Source organism: Pseudomonas citronellolis (assembly GCF_001586155.1).
In the GTDB taxonomy this organism is placed as follows: domain Bacteria; phylum Pseudomonadota; class Gammaproteobacteria; order Pseudomonadales; family Pseudomonadaceae; genus Pseudomonas; species Pseudomonas citronellolis.
Genome location: NZ_CP014158.1, coordinates 2,776,801 through 2,796,886 on the forward strand (window position 1 = coordinate 2,776,801; position 20,086 = coordinate 2,796,886).

General features: G+C 69.4%; 17 protein-coding genes and 1 pseudogene. 10 read left to right on the top strand and 8 right to left on the bottom strand.

What is annotated here, in order from left to right; translation table 11 throughout:
* Nucleotides 1–123 precede the first annotated feature (123 nt).
* The 4 genes from PcP3B5_RS12310 to PcP3B5_RS12325 are packed head-to-tail and all read right to left on the bottom strand — an operon-like array spanning nucleotide 124 to nucleotide 5,322.
* Nucleotides 124–1,836 (bottom strand): dipeptide ABC transporter ATP-binding protein, encoded by a 1,713-nt coding sequence (locus PcP3B5_RS12310; RefSeq protein WP_061561387.1) that lies wholly within the window; start codon nucleotides 1,834–1,836, stop codon nucleotides 124–126.
* A complete protein-coding gene (locus PcP3B5_RS12315) occupies nucleotides 1,836–2,693 on the bottom strand; it encodes an ABC transporter permease (protein ID WP_061561388.1) in 858 nt (285 codons plus the stop codon). Before PcP3B5_RS12315 ends, PcP3B5_RS12310 begins: the two co-directional genes overlap by 1 nt.
* On the bottom strand, nucleotides 2,690–3,673 hold the full coding sequence (locus PcP3B5_RS12320) for an ABC transporter permease (protein ID WP_061561389.1): 984 nt from the start codon (nucleotides 3,671–3,673) through the stop codon (nucleotides 2,690–2,692). The genes PcP3B5_RS12315 and PcP3B5_RS12320 overlap by 4 nt, the downstream gene beginning before the upstream one ends.
* The gene (locus PcP3B5_RS12325; RefSeq protein WP_203228547.1) at nucleotides 3,670–5,322 is read right to left on the bottom strand and encodes an ABC transporter substrate-binding protein; all 1,653 of its coding nucleotides are present in this window, start codon (nucleotides 5,320–5,322) and stop codon (nucleotides 3,670–3,672) included. Before PcP3B5_RS12325 ends, PcP3B5_RS12320 begins: the two co-directional genes overlap by 4 nt.
* A 367-nt stretch (nucleotides 5,323–5,689) precedes the next feature.
* Between PcP3B5_RS12325 and PcP3B5_RS12330 the strand changes: the two genes are divergently transcribed.
* A complete protein-coding gene (locus tag PcP3B5_RS12330) occupies nucleotides 5,690–7,807 on the top strand; it encodes a TonB-dependent receptor family protein (protein ID WP_082816297.1) in 2,118 nt (705 codons plus the stop codon).
* 37 nt (nucleotides 7,808–7,844) lie between these two features.
* Here the strand turns inward: PcP3B5_RS12330 and PcP3B5_RS12335 are convergent, their stop codons facing one another.
* Both PcP3B5_RS12335 and PcP3B5_RS12340 read right to left on the bottom strand, forming a co-directional pair.
* The gene (locus tag PcP3B5_RS12335; RefSeq protein ID WP_009619641.1) at nucleotides 7,845–8,405 is read right to left on the bottom strand and encodes a TetR/AcrR family transcriptional regulator; all 561 of its coding nucleotides are present in this window, start codon (nucleotides 8,403–8,405) and stop codon (nucleotides 7,845–7,847) included.
* Between the two features lie 113 nt (nucleotides 8,406–8,518).
* Nucleotides 8,519–9,703, bottom strand: a complete 1,185-nt coding sequence (locus PcP3B5_RS12340; RefSeq protein ID WP_043318908.1) for an acetyl-CoA C-acyltransferase family protein — start codon at nucleotides 9,701–9,703, stop codon at nucleotides 8,519–8,521.
* A 101-nt stretch (nucleotides 9,704–9,804) separates the two neighbouring features.
* Here PcP3B5_RS12340 and PcP3B5_RS12345 point away from each other — a divergent pair, with 101 nt between their 5' ends.
* The 3 genes and pseudogenes from PcP3B5_RS12345 (at nucleotide 9,805) to PcP3B5_RS32330 (ending at nucleotide 12,048) form a co-directional block, all read left to right on the top strand.
* Entirely contained in the window at nucleotides 9,805–10,863 is a 1,059-nt protein-coding gene (locus PcP3B5_RS12345; protein WP_061561392.1) for an AraC family transcriptional regulator, read from the top strand.
* A gap of 423 nt (nucleotides 10,864–11,286) precedes the next feature.
* Nucleotides 11,287–11,631: pseudogene (locus PcP3B5_RS32325) on the top strand (AraC family transcriptional regulator ligand-binding domain-containing protein); the annotation flags it as partial.
* On the top strand, nucleotides 11,611–12,048 hold the full coding sequence (locus tag PcP3B5_RS32330; RefSeq protein ID WP_256204832.1) for a helix-turn-helix domain-containing protein: 438 nt from the start codon (nucleotides 11,611–11,613) through the stop codon (nucleotides 12,046–12,048). The pseudogene PcP3B5_RS32325 and the gene PcP3B5_RS32330, both read left to right, overlap by 21 nt.
* 245 nt (nucleotides 12,049–12,293) lie before the next feature.
* Here PcP3B5_RS32330 and catA read toward each other — a convergent pair whose 3' ends face one another.
* Both catA and PcP3B5_RS12360 read right to left on the bottom strand, forming a co-directional pair.
* Entirely contained in the window at nucleotides 12,294–13,217 is a 924-nt protein-coding gene (catA, locus tag PcP3B5_RS12355; protein ID WP_024128350.1) for a catechol 1,2-dioxygenase, read from the bottom strand.
* Nucleotides 13,218–13,387: 170 nt separating this feature from the next.
* Nucleotides 13,388–15,085 (bottom strand): sigma-54-dependent Fis family transcriptional regulator, encoded by a 1,698-nt coding sequence (locus PcP3B5_RS12360; RefSeq protein ID WP_009619650.1) that lies wholly within the window; start codon nucleotides 15,083–15,085, stop codon nucleotides 13,388–13,390.
* 384 nt (nucleotides 15,086–15,469) lie between these two features.
* On the opposite strand from PcP3B5_RS12360, the gene PcP3B5_RS12365 reads away from it, so the two are divergent.
* Genes PcP3B5_RS12365 through PcP3B5_RS12390 form a run of 6 tightly spaced genes read left to right on the top strand, consistent with a single transcriptional unit; the run spans nucleotide 15,470 to nucleotide 20,054 of the window.
* On the top strand, nucleotides 15,470–15,721 hold the full coding sequence (locus PcP3B5_RS12365; RefSeq protein WP_009619653.1) for a phenol hydroxylase subunit: 252 nt from the start codon (nucleotides 15,470–15,472) through the stop codon (nucleotides 15,719–15,721).
* A gap of 49 nt (nucleotides 15,722–15,770) precedes the next feature.
* Nucleotides 15,771–16,766 (top strand): aromatic/alkene monooxygenase hydroxylase subunit beta, encoded by a 996-nt coding sequence (locus PcP3B5_RS12370; RefSeq protein ID WP_009619655.1) that lies wholly within the window; start codon nucleotides 15,771–15,773, stop codon nucleotides 16,764–16,766.
* On the top strand, nucleotides 16,763–17,032 hold the full coding sequence (locus PcP3B5_RS12375) for an MmoB/DmpM family protein (RefSeq protein WP_009619657.1): 270 nt from the start codon (nucleotides 16,763–16,765) through the stop codon (nucleotides 17,030–17,032). Before PcP3B5_RS12370 ends, PcP3B5_RS12375 begins: the two co-directional genes overlap by 4 nt.
* 34 nt (nucleotides 17,033–17,066) lie before the next feature.
* The gene (locus PcP3B5_RS12380) at nucleotides 17,067–18,566 is read left to right on the top strand and encodes an aromatic/alkene/methane monooxygenase hydroxylase/oxygenase subunit alpha (protein WP_009619659.1); all 1,500 of its coding nucleotides are present in this window, start codon (nucleotides 17,067–17,069) and stop codon (nucleotides 18,564–18,566) included.
* A 56-nt stretch (nucleotides 18,567–18,622) separates the two neighbouring features.
* On the top strand, nucleotides 18,623–18,982 hold the full coding sequence (locus tag PcP3B5_RS12385) for a phenol hydroxylase subunit P4 (RefSeq protein WP_058489763.1): 360 nt from the start codon (nucleotides 18,623–18,625) through the stop codon (nucleotides 18,980–18,982).
* Nucleotides 18,983–18,992: 10 nt separating this feature from the next.
* Complete coding sequence (locus PcP3B5_RS12390) at nucleotides 18,993–20,054, top strand: NADH:ubiquinone reductase (Na(+)-transporting) subunit F (RefSeq protein ID WP_009619663.1); 1,062 nt, start codon at nucleotides 18,993–18,995, stop codon at nucleotides 20,052–20,054.
* Nucleotides 20,055–20,086 lie beyond the last annotated feature (32 nt).

Genomic DNA, 20,086 nt, shown 5'->3' on the forward strand with positions numbered 1-20,086 from the left:
AGAGGACAGTCCCCTCTCCCTTCAGGGAGAGGGTTAGGGAGAGGGTGCTCTTCAGGACAGGCACCTCCGACCGGCAAACCCCCGTTCGCGAGCAAGCTCGCTCCTACAACAGCAGCGCCCCCCTCAAACCGCCAACCCCCACAACCAGCGCTCTTCGAACGGCGGTGCCAGGTCGACGCTGGCCGGTGCCAGTTGCGCCACCTTCGGTCGGCCCTCCGCCGGCAGTTGCGGCACCGAGGCCAGCAGGCGTTGGGTGTAGGGATGCTGCGGGTTCCGCAGCACTGCCTCGGTGGGGCCGGCCTCGACCACCTTGCCCTGCAGCATCACCAGGACTTCGTCGCTGAGGTGGCGGATCACCCCCAGGTCGTGGGAGATGAACAGGTAGGCCAGGCCCAGTTCGTCCTGCAGGTCGGCCAGCAGGTCGAGCACCTGGGCCTGCACCGAGACGTCCAGCGCCGACACCGGTTCGTCGCAGATGATCACCTTCGGCTGGCTGGCCAGGGCGCGGGCGATGGCCACGCGCTGCCGCTGCCCACCGGAGAGTTGCAACGGGCGGCGCTGCGCCAGTTCCGCCGGCAGGCGCACCTGGCGCAGCAGCTCGGTGATGCGCGCCGGGCGCCGAGCGGCTTCCAGGCCGCCGGCCTGGAGGGTGTCGTCGAGCACCTGGCCGACGCTCCAGCGCGGGTCGAAGGAGCTCAGCGGGTCCTGGTAGATCACGCTGATGTCGCGCCGCCGCGGGCGCCGTTCACGCTCGGCGATGCGCTGCGCGGCGGCGGCATTCCAGGGCTGGCCGGCGAATGCCACGCTGCCGGCGTCCGGCTCCAGCAGGCCGAGGGCGATGCGCGCGGCGGTGCTCTTGCCCGAGCCGGATTCGCCGACGATGCCCAGGGTGCGCCCGGCGTGCAGGCGGAAGCTGACGTCGTCGAGCACCTGCCGCCATTGCTGGTCGGGGCCGCGGTAGCGCTTGCCGAGGCCGCGGGCTTCCAGCAGCACCTGTGGCTGTGCGACCTCCGCGCGTCGCACCGCGGGCGCCGCGCCGGGCGTCAGCCGCGTGCCGCGCGGGCGGTTGGCGGGGATCGCTTCCAGCAGGCTGCGGGTGTAGGGGTGGCGCGGCGCGTGGAGAATCTGTTCGATCGGCCCCTGTTCCACCACCTCGCCGTGGCGCAGCACCAGCACCTCGTCGGCGAGCTGGGCGACCACCGCCAGGTCGTGGCTGATCAGCAGCAGTGAGTCGCCGCGCGCCTTCACCTGCTGCAGCACGCCGAGAATCTGCGCCTGCACGGTGGCGTCCAGCGCGGTGGTCGGCTCGTCGGCGATCACCAGGCCCGGGTCCAGGGCCAGGGCGCTGGCGATCAATGCGCGTTGGCGCAGGCCGCCGGAGAGTTGTTCGGAGCGTTGCCGGGCACGCAATGCCGGTTCCGGCACGCCGACCTTCTCCAGCAGCTCCAGCACGCGCTGCTGGCGGCTGTGGCGGTCGCCCCAGCGGTGGGTGGCGAGCACTTCGAGGATTTCCTGGCCCACTGGGCGTAGCGGGTCCAGGGACACCAGGGCGTCCTGCAGCACGAAGCCGATCTCGCGGCCGCGCAGTTCGCGCCAGCGCCGCTCGTCCAGGGCCAGCAGGTCGCGCCCGGCGTATTCCAGGCGCCGCGCCTGCACCTGTGCGCCGGCGCCGGCCAGGCCCACCAGGCTGCGCGCCAGCACGCTCTTGCCCGAGCCGGATTCGCCCACCAGCGCCAGTGCGCGGCCCGGCTGCAGGGTGAAGGACAGGCGGTCGAGCACGCGGTGCTCGCCGAAATGCACGGACAGGTCTTCGACTATCAGCGGTTGGCGCGGCATCAGCGGCGGCCCTCCAGGCGTTGTTGCAGGTAGCGCCCGGCGACCGTGGTCGACAGGGTGGTGAGGACGATGAACAGGCCGGGGAAGAAGGTCAGCCACCAGGCGTTGACGATGAAGTCGCGGCCCATCGACAGCATGGTCCCCCATTCCGGCGCCGGCGGCCGCGCGCCCAGGCCGAGGAAGCTCAGCGCCGAGGCCCAGACGATGGCGTGGCCCACGCCCATGGTCAGGGTAACGATCAGCGGGCGCATGGCGTTGGGCAGTATCTGCCGGGCGATGGTGCGCCATGGGCCGTGGCCCAGGGCGCGGGCGGCCTCAATGTAGCTGGCGTGGCGCACCGCCAGCACCTGGCCGCGGACCATGCGCGCGTAGCCCGGCGCGCTGCCGATGCCGGTGGCGATGATCAGCGGGCCGATGCCGCTGCCGAAGATGGCGACGAAGAGCAGGGCGAGGATCAGGCTGGGGAAGGCGAACAGCACTTCCAGCAGCCAGCCGATGCCGCGGTCCATGGCGCCGCCGGCCAGGCCCGCGGCGAGCCCCAGGCCGATGGCGATGCTCATCGCCAGGGCGGTGGCGGCCAGGCCGATGGTCAGCGACTGGCGCGCGCCGTAGATGACCCGCGCGTAGATGTCGCGGCCGGACTGGTCGGTGCCGAACCAGTGGGCCCAGCTCGGCGCGCTGAACGCCTCGCGCGGCTGGATGGCCAGCGGGTCGCCGTGGGCGAACAGCTGCGGGAACAGCGCGGCGGCCACCAGTGCGGCGAGGAAGGTCGTCGCCAGCAGCGCCGGCCAGGGCAGCGCGCGGGCCTGCCGGCGCGGCGCCAGGGGCAGTTCGAGGGTCGGGGCCAGTTCGCTCATGGGGCGCTCCTTTGCAGGCGGGGGTCGACCAACTCGTAGAGCAGGTCGACCAGGATGTTGGCCAGCACGTAGCCGGCGGCGACCACCAGGGTGATGCCCAGCACCAGCGGCAGGTCCTGGCTCTGCACGGCCTGGAACAGCTGGCGGCCCAGGCCCTTGCGGGAAAAGATCACCTCCACCACCACTGAGCCGCTGAGCAGCGCGCCCAGCGCCCAGCCCGACAGCGAGATGGCCGGCAGCACCGAGTGGCGCAGGGCGTGGCGGTAGCGTACGGCGCGGTCGCTGAGGCCGCGGGTGCGCGCGGAGAGGATGAAGGGCTGCTCCAGGGTGATCTCCAGGGCCTCGCGGGTGACCTGGCCGATGAACCCGGCCAGCGGCACTGCCAGCGCCAGGGCCGGCAGCGCCAGGCTGCGCAGGCCGTCGCTGCCGGCCGGCGGGAACAGCTGCAGGCCGAAGGCGAAGGCGGCCAGCAGCAGGATCGCCAGCCAGAACTGCGGCAGCGCCGCGGCGAGGGTCTCCAGCAGCGAGGCCAGGCCGCCGAACCAGTGGCGGCGGCCGGCGCTGAGCAGCGTCCAGCCCAGCACCATGAGCCAGGCCAGGGCCAGGGCGGCGAAGGTCAGCTGCAGGGTGGGGCCGGTCTGCTCGGCGAGGATGCGCGTCACCGGCAGGTGCTGCGAGTAGGACACCCCGAGGTCGCCGCGCAGCAGGTGGCCCAGGTGGATGGCGTACTGCACCGCCAGCGGCCGGTCCAGGCCGTATTCGCGGGTGGCCTCGGCGATGGTTTCCGGGGTGGGGTTGCCGCTGGGGCCGCCGAGGATGGCCAGCACCGGGTCGCCGGGCATCAGGCGCAGGGCGAAGAAGGTCAGGCTGGCGGCGGCCCACAGCACCAGCAGGCCGCCGAGCAGGCGCCAGGCGGCGTGACGGGCCAGGCGCAGCAGGCGTTCGCGGCGCGGGTCGGGTGCGGTAAGGGTCTGGCTCATGGGTTCACCCAGGCGTCGTAGAGGGAGGTGACCGCCAGCGACGGCTCCAGGCGCACGCCGTGGGCGCGCTTGTAGATGCCCAGGCGGGTGCTCTGCGGGTAGGTGGTCAGCTGCAGGTACTGGCTGGAGGCGAGGGCCTGGGCCTGGTGGTACAGCTCGCGGCGGCGCTCGCCGTCCTGGGTGGCCAGGGCCTGTTCCACCAGGGCGTCGAAGCGCGGGTCGTCGAAGCCGGCGGTGTTCTGGTGGTAGCCGCGCACCCCGGCCGGGCGCAGGAAGGCCGAGCCGAAGATGATCCGTAGCACGTCCGGGGTGTTGGTGTTCCAGTAGCCCAGGCGGATGTCGTAGTCCCAGTCGGCCTGGCGCTGCTGGGCGAGCACGTCGCTCATCTGCTCGATGATCACCTCGAAGCCGGCGCGGCGGGCGGTGGCCTGCACCTGCTCCCACAGGCTGAACTCCGAGGGCGGCGTGCGGTTGCCCATGATCACGTGGACCTGCAGGCGCTTGCCGCCGCGGCTGCGGTAGCCCTCGGCGTCGCGCCCGGTCCAGCCGGCGGCGTCGAGCAGTTGCTCGGCGCGCAGTGGGTCGTAGTCCTGGGCGTGCTCGAAGTCCGCGCTGTAGAAGGGCGTGGCCGGGCTGAGCGGGCCGCCGGCGCGGGGGAATTCGCCGAAGTACACGCTCTTCAGCGCCGCGTCTATGTCGGCCGAGCGGATGAAGGCCTCGCGCACGCGGATGTCGTCGAAGGGCGCGCGGGTCATGTTGAGGGTGCCGTTGGTGGGGTTGCCGGGGCGCTGGGCGACCAGCAGCGACACCTCCGGGTTGGCCCGCGCGGCGGCGTGGGATTCCGGCGGCACGCTCTCGATCACGTCCACCTCGCCGGCCTGCAGCGAGGCGAAGCGCACCGAGGGCTCCTGGATGAACTTCCAGACGATGCGTTCCAGGTACGCCGGCCCCTGGTGCGCCGCGGTGGGCGGCGCCCAGTGGTAGTCGGGATTGCGTTCCAGCACCACCTGGCTCTGCCGGTCCCAGCGCACCACCTTGAACGGGCCGCTGCCCACCGGGCTTTCGCAGTTCTCGTCGCGCGGGCGGCGCAGCGCGGCGGGCGACTGGATGCCGAGGAAGCCCTGGGCCAGCACTTCGAGGAAGGCCGCGTAGGGCGTGGCCAGGTGCACCACCGCGGTGTGCGCGTCGGGCACGTCGGTGCTGCGGTACTGGCGCACGTAGCCGCCGGCGGTGCTGGACTGGGTGCGCGGGTCGACCATGTGGTCGAGGTTGGCCTTCACCGCGTTGGCGTCGAACGGCGTGCCGTCGCTGAAGCGCACGTCGTCGCGCAGGTGGAAGGTGTAGCTCAGGCCGTCGGCGGAGACCTCCCAGCTTTTCGCCAGCCAGGGGCCGATGCGGCCTTGTGCGTCCATGGACACCAGCGAGTCGAGGAACTGCCGGCCGAGGAACACCTGGGGCATGTCGCCGGCGACGTGGGGGTCGAGGCAGATGGGTTCGCGGTCGGTGGCGTAGGTCAGGGTGCCGCCGCTGACCGGGGTGTCGCTGTGGGCCTGGTGGTCCTGCGCGTCGCGGCAGCCGCCGAGCGCGGCGGCGAGCAGCAAGGGCAGGGCGAGGGCCAGGGGCTGTGGGGGTGTTCGTCTGGGCTTCAAGCGTGGGCAGCCTTCTGCAGGTGGAAGACGGGGCGGCGTGCGCTCCGGGAGCGGCCGCCCAGGCTGCGTTGCACAAGCCATGCCCGGCCTGGAAGGCCCGTTTCAGCGGGGTTGCGCCGCGATTCCGCGCTGCTGCGCGGGCAGTTTGTCGATTCGCTGTTGCTGGCTGAGCAGCGGGCGGTTGGCGGAGGGTTGTGAAGCGATCAACAGTGCGGCAACAGATGTTCCTTCGAGTACAGCGTGCTTTTTCTCAACTGATTGATTCATAAGGAATTAATGCTTGGCATGGATTCTGCGAAAGCGCTGTCGAGCACGACTATGCGCATAGAGGCTCGCCCACTCATTGGAGGACCTAAGGAGCCTTGCCGTGCATTTGAAAAAACCTATAACCCGTACAACCCGCGCCGGCCTGGGGGGCCGGCTGCTGAGCCTCGGCGCCGGCCTGTGCCTGGCCGGCGGCCCGCTGTGGGCGGCCCAGCAGGAGGACGGCGATACCCGCCTGGCCACCGTGGTGGTGGAGGGCGCCGCCCGCAGCGAGGCGCAGAAGGCCGAGGAGCGCTTGAAGAAGGTTCCCGGCGCGGCCGTGGTGGTGGACAACAAGGAAGTGGAGAAGGGCCGCGCGACCAACGCCGAGGACGTGTTCGCGCTGCAGCCGGGGATTTTCGCCCAGGCCACCAGCGGCAGCGGGGCGAACAAGATCTCCATCCGCGGCTCGGGCCTGAACACCTTCTACCAGGGCTACGCGCTGGGCATCAGATACCTGTTCGACGGCCTGCCCATCACCGGCCCGGGCGGCACCCAGGAAGACTACCTGAGCATGAACGGCATCGATCACACCGAGGTGCTCTACGGTGCCAACGCCTTCGACTACGCGGCCACCAGCCTGGGCGGCGCCATCAACTTCGTCACCCACAGCGGCTACACCGCGCCGGGCAACTACCTGCGCCTGGAGGCCGGCAGCTTCGGCTACCGCAAGCAGCAACTGAGCACCGGCGGGGTGGTGGACGACAGCGACTACTACGTGTCGATCTTCCACAACGAGCGCGACGGCTACCAGCACGACACCCCGAACAAGGGCCAGGAGCTGGTGGCCAACCTCGGCCACCGCTTCAACGAGCGCCTGGATACCCGGCTGATCGTGCGCTACCGCAAGGAGACGCTGACCCAGGGCAACACCCTGACCCGCGCGCAGATCAAGCACGACTCCAATTCCAACAAGGTGCCCACCGGGCGCAAGAAGGATGGCTCCACCTGGGTCGGCAGCACTACCACCTACCGCTTCGACGACGACTCGCGGCTGCAGGTGGGCCTGAGCGTCAACGACTACCCGCTGCTCAACGGCTGGCGTTACTCGGCCACGCCGCAGGACTGGCGCTCCACCGACACCAACCTGACGCTGCGCTACCTGCGCAGCCAGGACCGCCTGTTCGGCCTGCCCAGCGACACCACCCTGACCTTCAGCAGCACCCGCTCGCAGTTCGCCGACGTGAAGTCCCGCAGCCGCGCCACCGGCCAACTGCTGCAGCACACCGACTACACCGGCTCGCGGGATACCGTGTTCGCCTTCGGCAACGAGCTGCAGCTGGACCCGCGCCTGTGGCTGGTGAGCGGGCTCTCGGCGATCAACATCGACCGCGACGTGAGCATCGAGTACAGCACCAGCGCCAACACCAGCGAGTTCCCCAGCGCGGTCAGCTACAACAAGTGGTACGCCGCGCCGCGCATCGGCCTGCGCTACCAGCTGACGCCGGACGTCCAGCTGTTCGGCAACGCCAGCCGCTCCATCGACCCGCCGGTGACCTGGCAACTGGGCAGCACCGGCGTGCCCTACATCCGCCCGCTCACCCCGCAGAAGGCCGACACCCTGGAGGTGGGCATCCGCGGCAGCGTCGGGGTGGTGGACGGCAGCCTGACGCTGTACCGCTCATGGGTGAAGGACGAACTGCTCTCGGTGGTGGTGCGCCAGGCCACGGCCACGGCGGACGCACTGGTGGCCAACGCCAACGCCAGCCCGACCATCCACCAGGGCATCGAGGCGGGGCTGGGCATCCAGCTCTGGGAAGGCGCCAACGGCGACCGCCTGGACCTGCGCCAGGCCTGGACGCTGAACGACTTCCACTACCGCGGCGACAGCACCTTCGGCGACAACGAACTGCCCAGCCTGCCGCGCCAGGTGTACCAGGCGCAGCTGAACTACCAGCGGCACGACGGCTACTACGCCGAACTCAACGCGCGGGCGGCCTCCAGCTACTATGTGGACTACGCCAACAGCCTGGGCGCGCCTTCGTACACGCTGTGGGGCGCCAAGCTGGGCTACCAGGCGCCGGGCCGGCGCTGGGAGGTGTTCCTCGACCTGCGCAACCTGACCAACGAGCACTACGCCACCGCGGCCAACACCGCCTACGACGCCAAGGGCCGGGACTCGGCCAACTTCTACCCGGGCGATCCGTTCAACGTCACCGCCGGGGTGGCCGTGCGCTTCTGAGCCGCCGCGGGGCCGGCGCCGTGCCGGCCCCGCCGCTTCAGGCGCCAGGCGCCAGCGCGGCGGTCAGCGAGCGCAGCAGGGCGGCGCAGCGCTGCTGCTGGTCCAGCGGGTAGCGGGCCAGCCATAGGGGCAGGTGCTCGAACAGCTCCAGGGTGGGCTGGCAGGCCTGGCCGGGGCTGGCGTAGCCGGCGGCGCCCAGCTGCGCATCGAGTTTCTGGCCGAGCTGCCGGCGCAGCCGTTCGACGCATTGGCGCTGTTCGTCGTTGAGGCAGCCGGCGTCGCGGGTCGCCAGCTGGAAGTGCAGGGGATTGCTTTCGTACAACGCCACCAGGCCCTCGACCACCCGCTGCAGGGCGGCCTTGGGGCAGCCGCGTAGCCGGCGCTGGTCGAACAGCGAAAGCAGCGCCAGGTAGTGTTCCTCGATGAACTCCAGCAGCAGCTCTTCCTTGCTTGCGCAATGGCTGTAGAGCGAGCCCGCGGTCAGCTCCAGGTGGCGCGCCAGTTCGCGCAGGCTGACCTGGGCGAAGCCGCGCCGGGCGAAGAGCTCCAGGGCCTTGGGGCGGTTGCGCGCAAAACGCGAGCCGGGGGAGGCGGTCATCTGGGCACCTGTACGTCGTATCGGGCTGCTTGCCGGGAAGGCGCGCCGAAAGGGCGGCCGGCCGCGGCGCGCCCGTTTCGTGGGTTGGGCGCCTCCGGGGCCGGCCGGCCCGATCAGACGCGTTCGAAGATCACGGCGATGCCCTGGCCGCCGCCGATGCACATGGTGGCCAGTGCGTAGCGGCCCTGGATGCGCTGCAGCTCGTGGATGGCCTTGGTGGCGATGATCGCGCCGGAGGCGCCGATGGGGTGGCCCAGGGAGATGCCGGAGCCGTTGGGGTTGACCTTCTGCGGGTCGAAGCCCAGCTCGCGGCTGACCGCGCAGGCCTGGGCGGCGAAGGCCTCGTTGGACTCGATCACGTCCAGGTCGGCCACGCTCAGGCCGGCGCGCTGCAGGGCCAGGCGGGTGGCCGGGATCGGGCCGAGGCCCATCAGGGTGGGCTCGACGCCGGCGTGGGCGTAGGCCACCACCCGCGCGATAGGCTGCAGGTTCTCGCTCTTCACCGCCTCGGCACTGGCCAGCAGCAGGGCGCTGGCGCCGTCGTTCAGGCCCGAGGCGTTGCCGGCGGTGACGCTGCCGTCTTCGAGGAAGGCCGGCTTCATCTTGGCCAGTTGCTCGAGGCTGGCCTCGGCGCGCACGTGCTCGTCCACCTCGAATAGGCTGGTGCCTTTGCGGCTGCGGATTTCCACCGGCACGATCTGCCCGGCGAAGCGCCCTTCGGCGATGGCGCGGGCGGCGCGCTGCTGGCTCTGCAGGGCCAGGGCGTCCTGGTCCTGGCGGGTGATGCCGTGCTGCTTGGCGATGTTCTCGGCGGTGATGCCCATGTGGATGCCGTGCAGCGGGTCCTGCAGGGCGCCGAGCATGTAGTCGAGCATCTTCACGTCGCCCATGCGTGCGCCCCAGCGGGCGCTGGGTACCAGGTAGCCGGACTGGCTCATGCACTCGGCGCCGCCGGCGATGGCGATGCGCGAGTCGCCCAGCATCAGGCCCTGGGCGGCGCTGACGATGGCCTGCAGGCCCGAGCCGCACAGGCGGTTGACGGTGAAGGCCGGGGCCTCCTTGGGAATGCCCGCCTGCAGCGCCGCCACGCGGCTGATGTAGGCGTCCTTGGGCGTGGTGGGGATGACGTGGCCGAACACCACGTGCTCGACGCGCTGCGCGTCGCAGTTGGCGCGGGCCAGCGCGGCCTGGGTGACCAGGGTGGCGAGCTGGGCGGGCGGGGTGTCCTTGAGGGTGCCGCCGAAGGTACCGATGGCGGTGCGCACCGCGCTGACGACGAAGACTTCTGGTCTGTGCATGGGAAGGGCTCCTGGCAGAATGGCGAGCAGTCTAGAAGGCGATGCGGCGGCGTCCTATGCCAGAATTGCGCAGCCCCGGCTGACGAATTTGGACATATCGGATGATGAAACCCGCCCTGGGCCCCGAGGAACGGACGGCCACCCCGCGCCGGCGCGACTCGGTGGCGGCCTATTTCGTGAAGGCCGCGCTGCACCGCCTGGCCGACCGCCCGCAGCGCGCCGCCGAGTTGCTGGCGCAGGCCGGCATCGAGCCGCGCTGGCTGGACGAGCCGCTGCACCGGGTGCCGGCGGAGGCGGTGACGCGCCTGTGGCTGCTGCTGACCGAGGAGCTGGGCGACGAGTTCTTCGCCTTCGACTCCGCCGGCCTGCCGCGCGGCGCCTTCGCCATGGTCTGCCGCAGCGTGCTGCACGAGCCGGACCTGGGCCGCGCCCTGCGCCAGTGCCTGGCCGGCTTCAACCTGTTCCTGCGCGATATCCGCGCGCACCTGGAGCTGCGCGGCAACCGCGCGGCCATCGTGCTGCACACGCGCATCGACGACGCCACCCTGCGTTGCGTCGCCGAGGAAATCTACCTGAGCATGGTCATCGGCGTGGCCTGCTGGCTGGTGGGGCGGCGCATCAACCCCGACCGCGCCCGCTTCGGCCACCCGCAGCCGCCCCACGGCGCCGAGCCGCTGCTGTGGGGGCCGTGGATCCGCTTCGACTCGGATCACACCGAGCTGGAATTCAACGCCCAGCAACTGGCGCTGCCGGTGATCCGCAACTTCGCCAGCCTCAAGCAGTTCCTGCGCCAGGCCCCGGAGGGCGTGGTGGTGCGCTTCCGCAACCGTTCCGGGTTGTCGGCCAAGGTCTACCGCCGGCTGAAGGCCGGCGGCGACCTCGACTGGCCGTCCCAGGCGCAGATGGCCGCGCAGCTGGCGCTGAGCGAATCGGCCTTCCGCCGCCAGTTGGAGCGCGAGGGCTTTTCCTACCAGATGATCAAGCACGAGGTGCGCCGGGCGCTGGCCTTCGAGTGCCTGGATGATGCCAGCCTGAGCATCGCCGAGATCGCCGCGCGCTGCGGCTTCCAGGAGCCTAGCGCGTTCCACCGCGCCTTCCGCCAGTGGACCGGCATGAGCCCCGGACGCTACCGCGCGGCCCGCGCCCAGGGCGGGGATTGAGCGGCCAGGGAGTGTATTGGGCCCCGCCCTGAGGCGGCGGGGCCTGCCCGTGAATCGCGCGCAGGGCGCGCTCCTACATGGGGAGGGTGCGGGTGGGGTGGATAACGCTTGGAGTGTTATGCGCCCTACGGACTGTCTTGCCGGCTGTGCTCAGCCCCGTAGGATGGGTTGAGCGAAGCGATACCCATCACCCCGGCCACATGGTTTTCGCAAGCTCAACCCATCCTACGAAAAGCACCTCGGCGCAGCCGGCAAGACGGTTGCTCCTACGACCGCGATGCTTGGGGTGTTATGCACCCAACATGGCTGCGTTGAGCCAGGGAGCTTCGTGATTCCGCATCATGCCGAACGGTTCCCTCTCCCGCTTGCGGGGGAGGGTTAGGGAGGGGGTGCGGAGTTAGGGTTGGCAGAGGTGCGGCGAGCAGCGCCCTGGCCCTGGCCGGCAACCTGCAGGAGGCGCTGGACCTGCTGCTGCAGCACCGCGCGCGCTTCTGCCCGCTGCTGGCGCCGCGCCTGCTGCTGGAGGAGCGCTACGCCTGCCTGTACTGGGTGGACGCCTGCGGCCTGGGCGGCACCCGGCGCTTCCTGGTGGAGAGCAGCATGACGGCCGTCACCGCGCTGTGCCGCTGGCTGGCCGGCGAGCACCTGCCCTGGCGCTACCTGTTCGCCCATGCCCAGCCGGGCTACCTGGAGCAGTACCAGGCGCACCTGGGCCTGCAACTGCAGTTCGACAGCCACGTGGACGCCATGCTGATCCCCCGCGAATACCTGGTGAAACCCTGGCCACGGGCCGCCGCCACCGCCGGCCAGGCGGCCCGGCGCGACGCCCAGCGCGAACGCCAGGCGCTGGGTCTGCGCGAGGGCTTCCTCGAACACCTGTACCGCCTGCTGCAACGCGAGGCCCACGACCCGCTGAGCCTGGAGCAACTGGCCGCACGCCTGGGCATGAGCCCGGCGACCTGCAAGCGCAAGCTGCAGAAGCACCACACGCACTTCCAGGCCCTGCACGACGAAGTGCGCAAGCACGTCGCCCTGTACCTGTACTGGTCACGCGGCTACGGCAACGACGAGGTGGCGCAGTACCTGCGCTTCACCGACACTACCAACTTCCGCCGCTCGTTCAAGCGCTGGACGGGGTTGGTGCCCAGCGCGATCCGTGGGCTGCAGCCGGACGGCTTCTCGTAGGAGCGAGCACCCCGGCGCGGCCGGCAAGACCGTTGCTCAATACATCCCAGCTACCTGTAGCGGGGCCTGCCCGCGATTTCGCACGCAGGGCTCGCTCCTGCAGGGGCACGGTGCGGGTGGGACGGCCGGTGCCCGGTCGGGCAGGGGCGATGGGCGCCTCGGCGCTGTCGGCAGTTGTCCCTCCGGGAAATGCCGTACCTCAAGGTGCGCGCCGTGCCTTGCCCGGCAATGGGTACGAAGGAGCCCTACGCGCCCTGGACCTGCAGGGCGCGTGGGCGTTGGCTGCGTCGCTCATCGGTGGCTTCGCTGGCGGGCTGCAACTGGAAGTCGAAGACGACCTCGGCGCAACGGCCTGCGATGCCGTGGGCATTCTCGACGAAGTTGACCTCGCCGATCAGCCCGTCGCGGGTGGCGTAGGCGAAGTCGTCCCACAGGTACCGGTCGCCGGCCAGGTTGATCTGGGTGGTCAGGTGGCGATGGCCGGGCGCCGAGATGAAGAAGTGGATGTGCGCCGGGCGCTGGCCGTGGCGGCCGAGCTGGTCCAGGCATTGCTGGGTCGGGCCGTCGGCCGGGCAGCCGTAGCCGCTGGGCACGATGCTGCGGGCGCGGTAGCGACCCTCGGCGTCGGTGCGGATACGCCGGCGCAGGTTGTACTCGGCCTGGCTCGGGTCGAAGTAGGAGTAAAGGCCCTTGGTGTTGGCGTGCCACACGTCGACGGTGGCGCCGGCGATGGGCTGGCCGCGCAGGTCCAGCACGCGGCCGGCCAGGAACATCGGGATGCCGGCGTCGCTGCCGTCGTCCATGCGCGCCTCGCCTTCGCTGAGCGGGGCGCCGGCCACGTACAGCGGGCCCTCGATGGTGCGCGGGGTACCGCCGGTCCTGCCGGCTTCGGCGTCGCGGGCATCGCTGAGCAGGTCGAGGAAATGCTCGATGCCAAGGCCCGCCACCAGCAGGCCGGCTTCGCCGCGGTTGCCCAGGCGGTTGAGGTAGTCGACGGCGGTCCAGAATTCGTCGTCGGTGATTTCCAGGTCTTCGACGAGCCTGGCGGTGTCCTGCAGGATGCGCAGCACGATTTGTTTCAGGCGTGGGTTGCCCTGTTCGTTGCGCAGGCCGGCGGCCTCTTCGAAGAAGGTCTGGATTTCGGCAGTCCGGGAAATCTTCACGGTCATGGGGTTCACCTTGTTGGTCTTGTCGTCAGGTACCGCGAAGGTGGCTGAGCAAAGACGGTGCCAATCTTTCAACTTGTTGATATAAAAGGAGTTCTGTTTTTTCTGGACGGCGAAAGGGGCAGGCCGGTCGAGCATTTGGTGAAGTGCCCGGTCGGCCTTCGTCCAAATGCTCAAGCCCGCCCGGGGGCGCCTTCGCCCGGCGACTTCTTCAGCCGGTAGGCCAGCGCCGGGCGGGTCATGCCCAGCAGGCGAGCGGCCTCGGAGACATTCTGCTGGCTGCGGGCCATGGCTTCCTGCATCAGTGCTTCCTCCAGCGCGTCGAGGCCGATGCCGCTGTCGATGATCTGCCCGACCCACGGCGCCTGCCCGGCGCTGGCCACCAGGCGCCCGTCGCTGGCCAGGCCGATGCTCTCGGCTTCCGGCGGGGCGTGGGGGAAGAGGGCGTCCAGGCCGATGCTCTGGTTCTCGTCGGTGATGATCACGCCGCGCTCCATGAGGTTCTCCAACTCGCGCACGTTGCCCGGCCAGTCGTACTGCAGGCAGGCCTGCAGGGCGCGGTCGCTGAGGCCGAGGGTCTTCTTGCCGTAGCTTTCGTGCAGGCGCGCGAGGAAGTGCTCGATCAGCAGCGGGATGTCTTCGCGGCGCTCGCGCAGGGCGGGGATGCGCACCGGGAACACGTTCAGCCGGTAGAACAGGTCGGCGCGGAAGCGGCCTTGCTTCACCGCCTGCTCCAGGTCCTCGTGGGTGGCGGCGATGACGCGCACGTCCACCTGGCGCGTGCGGCTGTCGCCGACGCGCTCCAGTTCCTCTTCCTGCAGCACCCGCAGCAGGCTGGCCTGCGCGCGCGGGGTCAGCTCGACGATCTCGTCGAGGAACAGGGTGCCGCCGTTGGCCCGCTCGAAGCGGCCCATGCGCGACTGCTGGGCGCCGGTGTAGGCGCCTTTCTCGACGCCGAACAGCTCGGCCTCGATCAGGTCCGGTGGGATGGTCGCGCAGTTCAGCGCCACGAAGGGGCTGCCGGCGCGTTCGCTGCGCAGGTGCAGGCTACGGGCGATGACTTCCTTGCCGGTGCCGGTCTCGCCCAGCAGCAGCACCGAGGCCTTGCCGGGGGCAACCTTGTCGATCAGCGCGCAGCAACGCTTGTAGGCCGGGGCCTGGCCGATGCCGTAGAACTGCCCGGCCTGCAGTTGCAGGCGCTGGCGCATGTTCGCCACCTGCACCTGCAGGGCCTGCAGTTCGTCGATGATGGGGTCGCTCTGGAAGTAGCGCAGGAAGTCGTTGGCGTCTTCCCATTGCTCCACCGGCTTGCCGACGATGCGGCACTGCGCACCGCCGCAGCCACGGCAGCTGACTTCCTTGTAGAGCACCTGGCGGCCGAGGAAGAACGAGCTGTAGCTGATCGCGTAGCCCAGCAGCATCCAGCACACCGGTTGCTCGGAGTGCAGGTTTTCGGCCTGGCAGTTCTCCACCTCGAAGCTGTCCTGCCATTCGATGTCGGCATAGAAATGGCCGCTGTCCAGGTCGATCTCCAACTGCAGCGGGCACACCTTGACCATGCCCTTGAGCGAATGCAGCTGCGGGCCGATGAAGAACATCTCCACCGGGTTGCCCTGCGGGCGCAGCTTGCGCGCCAGCTCGGCGTCCTTCAGCCCGGACTGGTAGCCCATGCGCAGGAAGAAGCCCTTGGCCCGCTCCACACCGAGCATCTCGATCAGCTCGCGGCGCATGCTGGCCATCATCGCTGCCTGGACCAGCAACATGCGCTGTTCGTCCAGCCAGACCTTGCCCTCGGTGCCGAGGAAGCGGACCCGCTCGGTAAGGTCCTTGAGCGCCGGAGCGGGGTCCGGCGCCTTGTATTGGGTAATCATCGATCGCGCCCCTGAATTGTCGTTGTACGGGGTGGTGGCGCGTCCCGCCCAGGCTGTGGCGGGGTGGCTCGCGCCGGCGACGCCGCCGCGGTTCAGGCAAGGCGGAGGGGCGTCGCTCTTTTTCCAAATCGCCTGAAGGGGCGGGAAAAGTCAATCCGGCCCCGGCCTTCGCCATTTGCTGCAATGGCCCCCGCCGGCTTGAGCAAATGATCAATCGCAGTAGCCGTCCGGGCCAGGCTGCAACCCTTCGGCGGGCCTCTTCGCAAGTCGCGATATTTCTAAAAAAACCTTTTGTTTCAGTTGGTTAAATTTATTTTTCGAGCGTCTTCCACGGTCCTGGCACAGGCGTTGCTCAAGCCCCTTCGACGCCACCGGAGCCCGAGCATGAACGCCACCCCCTTCGACCAGATGCCCCGCTACGTGCGGGTTCGCAGCGAGCCGGACGCGGCCTTCGTCGAGTTCGACTTCGCCATCGGCTACCCGGACCTCTTCGTCGAGCTGGTGTTGCCGCGTGCGGCCTTCGCCAGCTTCTGCCGGAGCAACCGGGTGCATCACATGGACGCGCAGATGGCCGCCGCCATCGACGCCGACATGCAGAAATGGCGCTACGGCGAAAGCCGTGGCCAGGACGACTGACGCGCCTTCCGCTGCGTCGCCCCACAACAACAACTACGGGACGCCTTGCATGAGTATCGAGATCAAGACGGCCACGGTGGAGCCCATCCGCCAGACCTTCAGCCACACCCGCCGGCGCTTCGGCGACAAGCCGGCCAGCCGCTACCAGGAGGCCAGCTTCGACATCGAGGCGGCGACCAACTTCCACTACCGCCCGCTGTGGCAGCCGGACAAGCTGCTCAACGACCCCACCCGCACTGCCGTGCGCATGGCCGACTGGTACGCCGTCAGTGACCCGCGCCAGTACTACTACGGCGCCTACGTGCAGGCCCGGGCGCGGATGCAGGAGAACGCCGAGCACGACTTTGCCTTCTGCGAGAAGCGCGAACTGCTGGCCCAGCTGCCCGGGGAAAAGCGTGCGCTGATCGCCCAGCTTCTGCTGCCGCTGCGCCACGCCGAACTGGGCGCGAACATGAACAACAGCGGCATTGCCGCCGACGCCTTTGGCACCAGCGTCACCCAGATGCACATGTTCCAGGCCATGGACCGCCTGGCTATCGCCCAGTACCTGTCGCGTATCGGCCTGCTGCTGGAGGACGACGGCCTGGCGCTGCTGGCCGAGGCCAAGCGGTGCTGGCTGGACGAGCCGGCCTGGCAGGGCCTGCGCCGCTACGTGGAGGACACGCTGGTGGTACGCGATTGGTTCGAGTTGAGCCTGGCGCAGAACCTGGTCAGCGACGGCCTGCTGTATCCGCTGCTGTTCGAGCGTTTCGACGCCCAACTGGTGGCCGCCGGGGCGGGACAGGTGGGCATGCTCACCGAGTTCATGCGCCTGTGGTTCGCCGAGAGCCAGCGCTGGGTCGACGCGCTGGTGAAGACGGTGGTCGCCGAGAGCGACGCCAATCGCGCGCTGGTCGAGGGCTGGGTCGCCCACTGGCGCGAGCGCGCCTTGCAGGCCCTGGCGCCGCTGGCCGAGATCGGCCCCGGCCACGAGGCGCTGGACGCCGTCGACGGCGCCTTCGGCGCACGCCTGAAGAAACTCGGCCTCAGTGGAGCAGCAGCATGACTTCCCTCGTCTACATCGCCTTCCAGGACAACGACGCCGCCCGCTACATCGTCGAAGCCATCGTCCAGGACAACCCCCACGCCGAGGTCCAGCACCGGCCGGCGATGATCCGCGTGCAGGCCGAAGGCCGCCTGGACATCCACCGCGCCACGGTGGAGGAGAAGCTCGGTCGCGAGTGGGACGTGCAGGAAATGCTGATCGACGTGATCACCCTCGGTGGCAACGTCGAGGAGGACGAGGACCGCTTCGCCCTGCACTGGAACTGATCCGCACAACGACAAGAATCCGGAGAGAGCCGCCATGGCCGCCAAACGCCTGAACCAGAAAGACAAGTACCGCTGCCTGACCCGCGACCTGGGCTGGGAGCCGAGCTACCAGCGCAAGGAAGACATCTACCCCTACGAGCGCTTCGAGGGGATCAAGATCACCGACTGGGACAAGTGGGAGGACCCCTTCCGCCTGACCATGGACGCCTACTGGAAGTACCAGGCCGAGAAGGAGAAGAAGCTCTACGCCATCTTCGACGCCTTCGCCCAGAACAACGGCCACCAGAACATCTCCGACGCCCGCTACGTCAACGCCCTGAAGCTGTTCCTGTGCGGCGTCACGCCCCTGGAATACCAGGCCTACCAGGGCTTCGCGCGGGTCGGCCGGCACTTCGGCGGGGCAGGGGCGCGGGTCGCCTGCCAGATGCAGGCGATCGACGAGTTGCGCCACGTGCAGACCCAGGTGCACGCGATGAGCCACTACAACAAGCACTTCAACGGCCTGCACGACTTCGCCCACATGCACGACCGCGTGTGGTTCCTCTCAGTGCCCAAGTCGTTCTTCGAGGACGCCCGCACCGCCGGCCCGTTCGAGTTCCTCACGGCCATCTCGTTCTCCTTCGAGTACGTGCTGACCAACCTGCTGTTCGTGCCCTTCATGTCCGGCGCCGCCTACAACGGCGACATGGCCACGGTCACCTTCGGCTTCTCGGCGCAGTCCGACGAGGCGCGGCACATGACCCTGGGCCTGGAGGTGATCAAGTTCCTGCTGGAGCAGCACGAGGACAACGTGCCCATCGTCCAGCGCTGGATCGACAAGTGGTTCTGGCGCGGCTACCGCCTGCTGACCCTGGTCGGGATGATGATGGACTACATGCTGCCGAACAAAGTCATGTCCTGGGCCGAGGCCTGGGAGGTGTACTTCGAGCAGGCCGGCGGCGCGCTGTTCAAGGACCTGGAACGCTATGGCATCCGCCCGCCCAAATACGTCGAGCAGACCGCCATCGGCAAGGAGCACATCAGCCACCAGGCCTGGTCGATCTTCTACCAGTACAGCCAGGCCACCAACTTCCACACCTGGATACCCACCGACGAGGAGCTGGACTGGCTCTCGGCCAAGTACCCGGAGACCTTCGACAAGTACTACCGGCCGCGCTACGAGCACTGGCGCGAACTGCAGGCGCGCGGCGAGCGCTTCTACAACCCGACGCTGCCGATGCTCTGCCAGATCTGCCAGATCCCCCTGGCCTTCACCGAGCCGGACGACGCCACGCGCCTGAGCCACCGCAGCCTGGTGCACGGGGGCGAGCGCTATCACTTCTGCTCCGACGGCTGCTGCGACATCTTCGCCCATGAACCGGAGAAGTACGTGCAGGCCTGGCTGCCGGTGCACCAGATTCTCCAGGGCAACTGCGGCGGCGGCGACGTCGAGGCGGTGGTGCGCGACTACTACAACATCGCCCCCGGGCAGGACAACTTCGAGTACCAGGGCTCCCCCGAGCAACAGCGCTGGCAGGCGCAGAAAGCCGGTTGAAGCACAAGGCGGGCGCGCCCGCCGCGCCCCTCGACAAGAACAAGAGGAACACCACCATGTCCGTGACCGCCATCGGCACCTATATCTCCGAGCCCCTGGACCGCCAGGCCAATTTCCACGGCGCCCAACTGGTCTACCTGTGCTGGGAGCACCACCTGCTGTTCTGCGCGCCCTTCACCCTGCCGGTGGACCCGGCGCAGCCCTTCGCCGAGTTCGTCGAGCAGGTGGTCAAGCCGGCCATCGCCCTGCATCCGGACGCCGCCCGGGTGGACTTCGCCGCCGCCCAGTGGCGCCTGGACGATGCGCCTTTCGCACCCGACCCGGCCCGCGGCCTGGCCGCCAACGGCGTGGGCCACAAGAGCCTGCTGCACCTGCATACCCCGGGCCTGGAAGGCCTGGGCGGCAGCCGTAACTGAGGGCGCCGCCATGAGCTATCAAGTGACCATCGAACCCACCGGCGAGCAGATCGAGGTGGAGGAGGGCCAGACCATCCTCCAGGCCGCCCTGCGCCAGGGCGTGTGGCTGCCCTTCGCCTGCGGCCATGGCACCTGCGCCACCTGCAAATGCCAGGTACTGGAAGGCGAGGTGGACCTGGGCGCCGCCTCGTCCTTCGCGCTGATGGACATGGAGCGCGACGAGGGCAAGGTCCTGGCCTGCTGCGCCATTCCGCAGAGCGACTTGGTGATCGAGGCCGACATCGACGTCGACCCCGACTTTGCCGGCCACCCGGTGCGCGACTACCACGCGGTGGTCAGCCGCCTGGTGGACCTGTCGCCGACCATCAAGGGCGTGCACCTGAAGCTGGACCGGCCCATGGCCTTCCAGGCTGGGCAGTACGTCAACCTGCAACTGCCGGGCATTGAGGGCACCCGTGCCTTTTCCCTGGCCAATCCGCCGAGCCGCCCCGATGAGGTCGAGCTGCATGTGCGCCTGGTCGAGGGCGGCGCCGCCACCGGCTTCATCCACGACGGCCTGCGCGAGGGCGACGCGGTGGAAGTCTCCGGTCCCTACGGGCAGTTCTTCGTGCGCGGCTCCCAGGCCGGCGACCTGATCTTCATCGCCGGCGGCTCGGGACTGTCCAGCCCGCAATCGATGATCCTCGACCTGCTGGAGCAGGGCGATGCCCGGCGCATCACCCTGTTCCAGGGCGCGCGCACCCGCGCCGAGCTGTACAACCGCGAGCTGTTCGAGGAACTGGCCACGCGATACGCCAACTTCACCTATGTGCCGGCGCTCAGCCAGGCCGCCGAGGACGGCCAGTGGAGTGGCTTTCGCGGCTACGTCCACGACGCGGCGAAGAAGCACTTCGATGGTCGCTTCGGCGGCCACAAGGCCTACCTGTGCGGCCCGCCGCCGATGATCGACGCGGCCATCACCTGTCTGATGCAGGGCCGACTGTTCGAGCGCGACATCTTCATGGAGCGTTTCTACAGCGCCGCCGACGGTGCCGCCGAGGGCCAGCGCTCGGCCCTGTTCAAGCGCATCTGAAACCTTGCTGCCCGGCACCTCGCTCCTGCGCG